Origin of the sequence: Mesorhizobium sp. ES1-3 (assembly GCF_020164795.1) — a bacterium.
In the GTDB taxonomy this organism is placed as follows: Bacteria; Pseudomonadota; Alphaproteobacteria; order Rhizobiales; family Rhizobiaceae; genus Mesorhizobium.
Genome location: NZ_JAIUGW010000036.1, coordinates 22222 through 33196, shown reverse-complemented (window position 1 = coordinate 33196; position 10975 = coordinate 22222). Strand labels below are relative to the sequence as shown.

General features: G+C 56.1%; 7 protein-coding genes. 6 read left to right on the top strand and 1 reads right to left on the bottom strand.

The genetic code is table 11. The features are described 5' to 3' along the window. Positions 1 to 364: MucR family transcriptional regulator (locus LB536_RS29355; RefSeq protein WP_224598632.1), on the bottom strand; the 364-nt coding region annotated here is incomplete at its 3' end. 461 nt (positions 365 to 825) lie between these two features. Here LB536_RS29355 and LB536_RS29350 point away from each other — a divergent pair. The 6 genes from LB536_RS29350 to LB536_RS29325 all read left to right on the top strand — a co-directional run bounded on the left by LB536_RS29350 (position 826) and on the right by LB536_RS29325 (position 10765). Further along, positions 826 to 1548, top strand: coding sequence for a LuxR family transcriptional regulator (locus tag LB536_RS29350; protein ID WP_224598630.1), 723 nt, complete (start codon positions 826 to 828; stop codon positions 1546 to 1548). Between the two features lie 84 nt (positions 1549 to 1632). Continuing rightward, positions 1633 to 2286 (top strand): acyl-homoserine-lactone synthase, encoded by a 654-nt coding sequence (locus LB536_RS29345; protein ID WP_224598628.1) that lies wholly within the window; start codon positions 1633 to 1635, stop codon positions 2284 to 2286. Between the two features lie 235 nt (positions 2287 to 2521). After that, positions 2522 to 3502 (top strand): hypothetical protein, encoded by a 981-nt coding sequence (locus LB536_RS29340; protein ID WP_224598626.1) that lies wholly within the window; start codon positions 2522 to 2524, stop codon positions 3500 to 3502. Positions 3503 to 3546: 44 nt separating this feature from the next. Continuing rightward, positions 3547 to 4506: a trypsin-like serine protease gene (locus tag LB536_RS29335; protein WP_224598623.1), complete on the top strand. Its 960-nt coding sequence runs from the start codon at positions 3547 to 3549 to the stop codon at positions 4504 to 4506. 118 nt (positions 4507 to 4624) lie between these two features. Beyond that, positions 4625 to 7321, top strand: coding sequence for a S8 family peptidase (locus LB536_RS31270; protein ID WP_224598620.1), 2697 nt, complete (start codon positions 4625 to 4627; stop codon positions 7319 to 7321). A gap of 579 nt (positions 7322 to 7900) precedes the next feature. Continuing rightward, complete coding sequence (locus LB536_RS29325; protein WP_224598617.1) at positions 7901 to 10765, top strand: hypothetical protein; 2865 nt, start codon at positions 7901 to 7903, stop codon at positions 10763 to 10765. The last annotated feature ends 210 nt before the right edge of the window (positions 10766 to 10975 follow it).

Genomic DNA, 10975 nt, shown 5'->3' with positions numbered 1-10975 from the left:
GGTTTGTAGCCGCCGACCTGGCGAGGCGCAGCACTGCCAGTCTCTTCGACGCGCTTAAGCCACGCGATGGCCGCGCTGTAGCTGACGCCACCGCCAGATGCCGTTTCAGTGATTTGAATTTCTTCCCATCTTCGAGACAGATGATGTAGTCCGGCGTTACCGACCGTTTTGGATTGGTGGCTGGCTCCTGTTTCGGTAGCTCAGCCACATTCGGCTGAACAAGGCCTGTCAGTGACGAATGAATCGACGCGATCAGATCTGGCAATCCACCGACGGGTAATGGATTTTGGCTGACATAGGCAGAGACAATGTCTGCAGTCAGCCCGACGAGACCTGCCGTTTGGGCTTCGTTTTGGTCGCTCAAGTATCAGCTCCTGCGATAGGATAAAGCTCGCCCCCCATTTGTCGTATACCGCAATTTGAGCAATGCCGAGAGAAATTCCACCAGCGGATACTGTGAGATTGCCGTCGCCGCCCCCAAGCTCCAGAGACTATCTAATTCGACTGGGGGATCTGGGTTCGAACCAGAAAAACGGAGTCAGATTCCGGCGGGTCCAGCAAGCGCGGTCTGTAACTGCGCGAAGGGCAACTGGTCGAGGCGTGGTGACAGCTTGGCCGAAGCAGGGCGGTCTACGCGGATTACCGGCTGACGAGCCGCGCGTTCGTATGCCACGGCGTTCTCCGGCGGCGAGACCTGCATGTTCCTGCAGGGCGCGCTGGAATAGTCTCGGCGCGAGCATTTTTGTGCCTCGGGCGCCAGCTATTGTGTATTCGAAGTGGCTAAAATGGGCTATACATAGATCATGCGGGAGAGGGGTCTCTGGCATGATCGACGCAGATGTGTTCGACTTCGTCGAGCGTTGCAGGGAGCACGCGACGACAACTTCGCTTTTGAGTGATTTGCTGGACACAGTAAAAAATCTCGGATTTGAGCATCTAATCTTGAGCGGCGTGCCCCTCGGCGGGCAGAAGCTCGCGCCGATGGTGGAATTGAACGGCTGGCCCAAAGGCTGGTTCGAACGCTATGTCGAGGCCGAGCACGCTGCCGTGGACGGCGTTTGCATCTATTCGGCCAAGACCTTGAAGCCCTTCCTCTGGTCGGATGTTCCGGCAAAGTGGTCCGGAACAGAAGCCTCGCAGCGCGTCGCCGGCGAGGCGACAGAATTCGGCATTTTGAGCGGCTTCGCTGTGCCGATGCTGAGCGTTCATCATTGGCAATCCGTGCTGTCATTCGCCTCGTCCACGAAGGCTTGTAAGCTGTCGCCGCGCCAGCAGGTGCAATTGGTCACCATGGCCGTCTACGCCGGCATGACCATCCAGGCGCTGTTGGGTGACGATGGAGACGGCGAGTGCCCGCTAACCGACCGAGAAAAGGAAGTCCTGCTATGGGCCGCGGCCGGTAAGACCTCGTCGGAGACCTCGCAGATCCTTGGCCTGACGGAACGCACCGTCAAATGGCACGCTACGCGGGCCCGGGGCGCCTTCGGGGTCGCCACGACCACTCAGGCTGTCGTTGAAGCCGTGCGCAGGCGCCTGATCCATCCTTAGGTGTGTCAACTGTCCGATCGGACAGGTGACGTCCATTAGGACGACTGCAACTATTCCCCCAAAGAACGATCGGGGGATCGCGCTATGATTACGGTTCATGTCGTCAATGCGCAGAACAAATATCTCTACGAGAGCGAATTCGACGAGTTTTTACGCCGGCGGCACGACTTCTTCGTGGATCAAAAACGCTGGCGCCCTCCAAGCCCGGACGGTCGCGAACTAGACCAGTTCGATACGGACGCAGCGACCTATCTGCTCGGCATTGAAGAGGGCCGCGTCGTGACCTCGGCTCGACTAATCCCAACGAGCGAGCCGCACATGGTCTCCGAGGTTTTTCCTCACATGTGCGAAAAATCGGGTGTGCCGAGACGCCCCGACTGGGCCGAATGGACCCGCACCTTTGTCGTTCCCGACAAACGCTCGATCGGCCTGCGAGGCACGCTGACCCAACTCTGCTGCGCGGTGATGGAATACGCCCTCGACGAGGGCCTAAGCGCGGTCGGTGGTGTCCAAGAAACCTACTTTATGCCCCACCACGGCGCGCTGAAGTGGCGAGCCGAGCCTCTGGGCATGGCCAGGGAAGAAAACGGCGAGTGGTACATCGTGGCCTATATCGAGGTGAACGAGGCCGCGCTGACAAGTGTCAGAAAGGTGTTGGGGATTGAGCATTCGTTGCTGGTGAGGCGGGGTGTGCAGGTGGCATTTGTTGACGACCGAAGGGCCTTCTCTGATGTATAATCCGAGACTGCCGACCCTTGGCCCATATCGATTTAAGCCGATAGCCGTTGCTGGCATCGGGACATGGCTAGCAGCCTGTTCGGTCGTATCATCGTCGGGAGACCTCAGTGAACCAGCTCACGTAGCTCGGCAAGCGGAAGCGGCGTACAGCCTTCCGCGAACGGTTTTCAATGTGAAAGCCGATAAGACGAGTTTAGTCGTTACCAAAGCGACCGAGCCCGACCCGGGCGGTCGGATGAAATTCAAATATCAGTCGAGCGCATTTTCAGACGACGACCTTCTTGCCGAGGTTGCGGAGGATGGCCTTCTCAAGTCTGTCAGCGCGACTGCGAAAGACAGATCCGGCGACATTGCCGTGAATATTGCTGAAACGGTATTCACAATTGGGACCGCCGGCGCGCCGTTACCAAGTGAATTGCGGTCGCTACCCGCTCAAATCCCCGGCGTAGGGGGATTTACGGCTAGCTATGACCCTCTTGATCCGACTGAAGCCGGTGATGTGCGGCAAGGCCTCGCCAAAGCCGGATACTGCATTGTTGTGGGCCAAGAAGCGACGTTTGGTTCAGGAGTCTGTCCAAAGTCCGGGGCAGCAAGTACCATGCCGTCGTCACACGTTGCTTACGACAATCCGGCTCGCCACCTGCTCAACCAGCCTGGCATTTACTACCGGCAACCAACTCCAGAGCCAGTGCGTATCTACCGGCGTGACAGGGCGGGATGGAACCCCGTCTTTGTTGGCAATGAAACGCTGTTTGACAAATCAGAGGTCTACCAAGTTGCGGTGGACCGCGCGGCATTTGTTGAGAAGAAGGTCGAGCTGACGTTCCAGAGTGGCGCTTTGACCAAGGTTCACGTGAACAAGCCGAGCGAGCTCTTCGCGCTGTCCACCGCTGGACTAAAAATAGTGAAGATTGCTCTCGCCATACCACTGGAAGCTCTCAATCAAAATGCCACGTTAACAAACGCAAAGGCAGCAAAAATCCAAGCGGAAACCACGTTGCTACAGCGCCAGGACGAATTGCTGAAGCTGCAGGTTGAGCAAGGAGGAAGCACGCAAGGTGGTAGTCTCGTGCGTAGCAATGTCGATTTCATCGCCGCTGGAGCTCGGTCGCTTGGTGCCGTCGACAACTCGGGATCGAACGACCTTGCGATCTGTCAAACAAATCTCGGCGCTGCAGTTACCGATTGTCGTGCCCTCATCAAGGGTGGGACGTAATGCTCCCCGCGCGCCATCGCTTCCAGTACCAGACGAGACGCAGATTGGCGATTTGGGCATGGGTTTTTCTGCTTTCTTTGGCGCCGACCTCAGTCAATGCATTTGAGCAGTTTCGGTCGATCGCCGCATCGCACGAACAGTGGGATGACACGGCACACCTTGTCCATGTAGCAGCGGCAGCCGCTTCTGATCGTTGTCGTGACCCCGGGGGCTCCGGCGGCCGCATCGATTCCAGTGACGTCTTCCCAGGTGAGACGGTCTGTGACCCAGATGGGTTTTCGACCGTGTTTATCAAAATCACTCAGGCCGCGACGGGTCGAACCGCCTTTACGTGTACTGGGGTTCTCATTGGAGAAAATCGCGTCCTCACCGCTGCGCACTGCTTCCTGAACTGTCCGGCACCCTGCCGGGCGATCGTTGGCTTTGGAGCCGATGTTGGATCTAAGATCCTCATTCCTGTGCGAGGCATCGTGCTTCACCCCGACGCCCGCAGTTGGCAGACGCTGCCTGGAAATGACTTTGCAGTGTTGATTCTTGAAGACCACATTGTGAACCCTGGCTACCGGCAGTTCGCCCGCATCCTTCTTGCGCGTTCGTTCCTTAAAATGGCGCCACCCGAGCTGACGGTAGCTGGCTACGGCATAAACTCGCTGACAAATTTGACGAGCGGCGAAGCCTTCTCCAACGAAGTCCCGGTTGCATCATACACCTGCACCGAATCCCGCTTTGCTGGTACTAGTTGCTCGCGCTTCCGCGAGTTTGTGCTTTCTGACCCGGCCCCGCAATCCGAAGCCGCTGACACCTGCAATGGCGATAGTGGCGGCCCGGCGTTCCTTCCAGATAGAGTTCCACGGGTTCTCGTTGGCATTACGTCGCGAGCCATCGTCGATCAGCCTGGTGTCGATTGCGGTCGCGGCGGCATCTATGGAGTCGTCGGAACAATCCCCACGCTGCAGTGGCTGTTCAGTCTTGTTCCAGATTTGCGGATAGTCACGCGGCGGTGAGGATCGTCGGACTGCACGCACGAGAGTGGTTTGGTTAGTTCAGTGGTCAATCGACGGAACGGTTGCATTCCGCGCCGAAGGCTCTGAGCACCGCGGCTATTAGGCGGAGGAACGTTAGGTGAGCGAGGGCAATGGCGATTCAGTCGGCAATCGGAAAACAATAAAAGTAATCGGGAAGAAGAAGAAAAAAATCCCTCAACCCGGTGACACCACCACGGGGGGCAAGTCTGCTAGTCGGCCGGCAAAAGCACCGCAGGGCAACACCACGAGAGGCGATTCGAAAGGAGTACGTCAACCAACCGACGACACGACGGTACATGCCGAGGTTATCGGCTCAAACAAGCGAAGAATTCCGCAGCCTGGCGACGACACGACGGTGCATGCTGAGGTTATCGGGTCAAATAAACGAAGAATTCCGCAGCCCGGCGACGACTCCATTGCGGCCGAACCTCCGCTGGAACTGCGTGCCACCGGTGCCAAGGACGCTGCGCCAGGAGCAACTGCCGCACAGGGCGCGAACACCATTGTCTACGTACATGGCATCGGCAACAAGCCGAAAGCTTCGGTTCTCAAATGCCAGTGGGATACCGCGCTCTTTGGGACTCAGCTCGGCGACCGCAGCCGGATGGCATATTGGGTAAATAGGGACTTCTATCCGACTCCTCTGGATGCTACCTGCGCTTCCGGTGATTTGGTACAAATTGAGGACGACGAGGCCTCCACACAGGCGATCATGGCCTTGGCTCGCGGTGAACAAGCCTCGGACGATACCGTCTTTGAACGGGAGATACAGGCGCTGGCAAATGGGAGCGCAGATCGTGAAGCTCGACTGCGCGCTATTGCCACGGAGCTATACGAACGCTCCCATGACGCATCGGCAGAGGGGGGAGGGGGAGATCACCGGTCGGCGCTCGGGCTAACGACAAAGGTCCTGCCGCTGCCGGCGTTTCTGCGCCGCCAAGTAACAAGCCAACTCACGCTTGCCCTCCTGCGCGATGCGAATGATTTTCTATTTGATAGAGCACGGCGAGAGGCGATGGAGCGCGCCCTCTTAGATCGCCTGTCGGCAGGAGGCGGTCCGTTCATCGTGATTGCGCATTCCCAGGGTTCTTTGATCGCCTACGACGTGTTGCGGCGCCTCGACCCGACCAAGATTGAAGTTCCTCTCTTCGTCACCATGGGTTCGCCTTTGGGTCTGGCTGAGATCCAAGACATTATGCGGCCTTGGGCAGGCGGCCGACTCGAGGCGCCCCGTTGCGTCGTTCGGTGGATCAACGTAGCCGATAGGCTCGATCCCGTGTCATTTGACGTCCGGCTGCGAGATGACATTCAAGGCGGGGATATCGTCGATATCCACGGCATTGGCATTAACATGGACTCCCCGCGCCATCCGCATTCCGCAACGGGATATCTCCGCACGTATGCCGTAAGGACCGAGGTCAGGAGCATAGTCGGCGCAGGTTTCCACCAAGCGATTGCACCTTTTGCTATCGCGAAGGATCTTGTTGCAGATATCGAGGACTCACTGCCGCAGAACCGGCACGCGACGCTGATCCAACTCGCCGGGGACAACAAGGCACCCGATCCCACCAATCCAAAGGTGCTGAGTGTTCTCGCCGCGGACATTGAAAAGAAAATCATAGAGCTTGTTGAGGCGGATGGCGGGCGGCCTGAGGATGCCGCCATCGAAAAACTTAGCCACTTTGTGTCTGCCAGACTGACACGACTTGAGATGGAGACGCTGCGGTCTCTCTACGCCGACCTTCGCATCGATGGTATATGGCGCAACTCAGCCAAGCGTGCCTTGATCACCGACTCGATCAACACAGTTCAAGCGGCACCGGCCAACCTGGGGTACGGTGCCGACGGAAGAAAAATCTGCTGGGCCGTGTTGGACACGGGAATACGTGCTGACCATCCGCATTTCCAGAAACATGGGAATGTCCTGGCGCAGTGGGATTGCACCAAGTTTGGTACTCCCAAACGCCTGTCGCCCGGACCGGGAGCGTTTAGCTCGCTCGATGGCCATGGTCACGGCACGCACGTCGCCGGCATTATCGCCGGTGAGCTTGAAATTGGAGGCATTACCTATTCCGGTATGGCGCCGAAGGCCTCGCTCTACGGGTTCAAAGTTCTCAACGATAATGGCGATGGCAACGACGCCTGGATCATCAAGGCCCTTGATGCCATCTCCCAAATAAATGACGAGGCCGGTCAGCTAGTCATACAAGGAATCAACCTCAGTCTGGGAGGAACCTTTGATGCGAGCGTCTTCGGATGTGGCCATACTCCGCTGTGTCAGGAACTAAGACGCCTATGGCGCCAGGGAGTGATCGTATGTCTTGCTGCGGGTAACGAAGGTTACGCCGTGCTAACGACGAGCGACGGAAACATCCAGGCCAACCTTGATCTTTCGATCGGCGATCCGGCAAACCTAGAGGAGACGATCGCTGTCGGCTCCGTTCATAAAACCAACCCGCATACGTATGGTGTCTCCTATTTTTCATCGAGGGGACCAACGGCTGATGGGCGCCGAAAGCCTGACCTTGTCGCACCGGGTGAAAAGATTATCTCTGCACGCCACGATTGGCAGGCAGGGGTCGTGGGACATGAATTTTATGTCGAGATGAGTGGCACTAGCATGGCCACTCCGCACGTGTCGGGCATCCTTGCTGCATTTCTATCCTTGAGACGAGAATTCATCGCCTATCCTGATCGAGTGAAAAAGATCTTGCTGGATTCTTGCGTTGACTTGGGGCGAGACCCTTATGCGCAAGGTGCTGGTCTTCCCAATCTAGTAAGGATGCTGGGCTAAACGATGCGACTGGTCTTCCGAGCCTTCTTGTTAGATGCAGCGCAGTATTCCGCTCGACGAGCTGGACCAGAAGCTTGTGAAGCTTGCGATACGCTTCCCACAGCCTGTCAGCATGTCAGCTGGACACAGTTATCAAGAGCGGTTGCGGTATGACTGACGCCGTGGCCCTACGAAGGGGCAGGCCGAGTGGAAAAGGGAGAGGTTGGCGGCGGCCTCTCCTAAGGGCTACCGCGTATTGAAGTAGCTCGATGCCAGTGGTGAGCGCGTTCAAGAAAATAACTTGGAATTGCCAAGTGCAGCTATTTGTGTTATACTAATTTAGCGTGTACTTGAGAGAACGTATTTGCAAACGGAATGCATCATAATCAGACCGTTTGCAAATTTGAAGACGTGTATCTCCCGGGCAGTTAAACAGCCTTAAGGAAGGGGAGGACCATGAGAACTATTTTTTTGCTTGCAGCCATTTTTACGCTTGCTCTCACAGCTGTCTGGCTTGTCGGCGTCCCGACTGTGCTTGCCGGCCCTTGCAATCCGCAGCAGCAACAATGTTGAGCTGCTGATGACAGGAAAGGGCGCGGGGTGTATTCGAACTCGGCGTATTGGCCATCCGCGGTCCCAGAATCATTGTGGCAGTTTGACCTGCTTGTCCCTGGAGACCGCCGGGACTTTCCGTTCGTAGGTATTGCGATCTCCTGGCAGTTCGTTGTGGCGTTTGTGGCGGGTTGCGCACTCATCTGCGCGTTCGCTTGGAAGCGATTTTCGGAGCCGACGTACGACGTCAATGCCGCGGCGTTCCGCGACTTCAAAGACCTTACGGTCTGGAACCTGAAGGACAGTGTCTCGCTGAGACGAGCATACGCAATCTATTGTGTCTCTCTGATTTTCATCTATGCGATGATGGCGTTCTTCGGTCGGGTGATTGTCCAACTTTTTGATAAGTTGAGTATCTCCGGACTTCAGATTGGCATGGGCACGATCGAGTTCGACTCGTGGAGGTGGCCGCTTTTTCTTGCCCTTGGAATCTCCGGATTCGCCCCGCTCATTAATCCGTTGGTGCCCGCCGAGAATTGGCTGAGACGGTTCTCCCACGAGGTCGTTGGCATTCCGACGCGTCTTAGGGAAAAAGCTGACCGCCTGAAGACGTTGATTGACGGACCGCCTTCCGAAGACGCCGAACGCGCGACCTCGAACTGGGTGAGAGCGGCGCTCGGACCGAAGTTGAGCGGCTGCCTTGTGCTGGAGAAGAACCTAAACACCGTGGTGCAGTGGTCCTACAAGGAACATGTTGAATGGTCTGACCCGGAGATCCGGCGGAAGCTGATCGAGTACGAACGGAACGTTCGCGACGACACGGAAGCCGCCTTGGCAGACTTCGAGTATCTGACCGACCCCATCAACACGCCGGACTCACTGATGGTGAAAGGACAGGGCCGTCTGAAGGAGTTCGAAAAACGTCTCCTGGGTAACACGCGTTTGCTTGAAGAGGCGCGGGACAAATTCTCGCTCATAATGGCAATATATTGTGAGTACGGTTCACGATTTGACAAGATGCGCGCTGGTCGCCTTAAGAAAAGTATAATCGAAAAGTTTGTAGACAGGCACGAATTGCCCGCCACTGGCTTGCCATTGTATTGGTTTCTGATAATTTTTATCGTATATTTCCTTTTCATCAAAGCGCAGTGGCATCCACTTATATCGTCGGTTCCACTCTCGAATCAAGCGACGGCAACCACTGCAGCATTGGAGACCCTGAAAGTCTTTTTGCTCGTTTGGCTCCCCATGACAGGCGTCGCGGCCTTTGTTGATGTTGTGGACGGCCCTCCACCAGAAGATCCCTCGATCAACGACAGTGTAACTTGGGCAACAATTTCTGGGGCGCTAGCGGCGTTTGCGATTGCTGCCGTTGGGATGATGGCGCTTGCGGTTCTATACTCTGCTCTCCCGGCGAGCAACATCAATCAAATGCGGCAAAGCCTCTTTGGTTCAGGCGACTGGACGGGAGCGCTAACTTACTATCTATTGATGGCTCCGGTAGCTGTGTTCTGCTTTTGCTTCGTCAACGGGGTCAGATCTGTTGATAAGACACCAGGGTTGTGGACGATCGTTGGACTTGCTCTAGCTATAACGATTATTACTGCTGTCTACTTGGCTGCGGTCGTGACCTTAACTTCTTCGTCACCGTGCACCCCCAGCATAGCGCCGTTAGTCGAGGTGCCGGTTTGGCGCATACTTTTTCTTAAGGAGTACCTGGAGACGTGTTTCGCATTTTATGGAGCACTCGACTTGATCGTCATTCCGCTATCGGTGCTTATTTCCGTCCTGGGATTAGCTAAGCTTCGATCAAAACGAACTCGAGGCAATGGAGACAGCCCAGGAACGACATCAACCCTTTTGGCTGTGGCCTGCGCGGCTGGCTTGCTCGGCGAGGTGGCTGTTTCGCCAACACATGCAAAAGAGATAGTTGTAGGCTTTCGAACAGACATTCCACCCTTTTCTTATTTGGCTCCGCCTCAGCAAGGAACCAAGGAAAGGCCATATCTGGGTTATTTGGCCGATTTGTGCTACGAGATTTTCGACAATAGTGGCTATGAAGTGATTCAGGTGCCGGTAACTGGCGATAACCGTTTTGCCGCTATGCGGCGACCTGCTGGGATTGATGGTTCCCGGGTATCAACAAATGGTCAGGCGATCGATGTACTTTGTGACGCAACAACAGTACGACTTGACGATCCAAAGAGGATGGAGGCAGGGGTCTTCTCCCCCATCGTCTTCGTATCCGGTGTCTCGTATCTTTGGCGTTCGGATCGGCAGTTTAGGGACGTGGAGATAGGATATTTAGACAATTCCACGGCCGTGCGTGTCGCCAAAGAAGCGTGCTCAGTGGATGCGTTGAGACTCGGGTCATTAGGCAAACCGCCGGTGTGCCGGGAGGCTTTAGAATCGGATTGCCTCTTCGAAAGGCGCGAACCGCCCAAGGAGCCGACGAAGTCACTTCGCGATCGCGCCGCAAGCGTACCGTCATACGTGCTTTGTCCGAAGAGCGACCACACTGATCTAATTAGGTGGTTCTGTAGCGATACCTACAGGGACAAGGTTTATTTTGCAGATCGCGAGATCATCTTGGGCCAACTTGCCGCTTGGAAAGCGGCAGGTCGCCGATGTGATTACGTTCGCGATCCTCTCCAGTCCTTCACGTACGAGCCGTATGCACTGCTCATCTCCAAGGCTGATATGGTCCTCTTTGCGTTTGTGCAGCGCCGCATTTACGAGTTGTTTTCACATCGCGCCGGAGCGGCCGCGCTGTTCTACAAGTGGTTCCCCGAGCAGACGATGTCGGAGCCGTTGGCTTGGCTTTTCAGCCTTAACGGCGTGATGGAGCAGGACGAGTTGCTCAGCGGAAAAAAGGAGTTTCCAGCCATCGTCGTCCGCAGTCATGTCCAATAGACGGTGTCGGTAACACGCTATGGCGGCCAGCTCATTTTGACTCACATCAGGGCAGTGGAAGGAGGCGGAGCCGACGCCGAGGGACAGAAAGTCAAATCCTGTCCCCGCAACCAATTCTATCATAAATCAATAACCGTCCCGATCTAACCGGGGCGGTTTTTTTGCGTTTCGATGGGCACGCAATCGTCGTCGTTGATGATCAGCCGGACC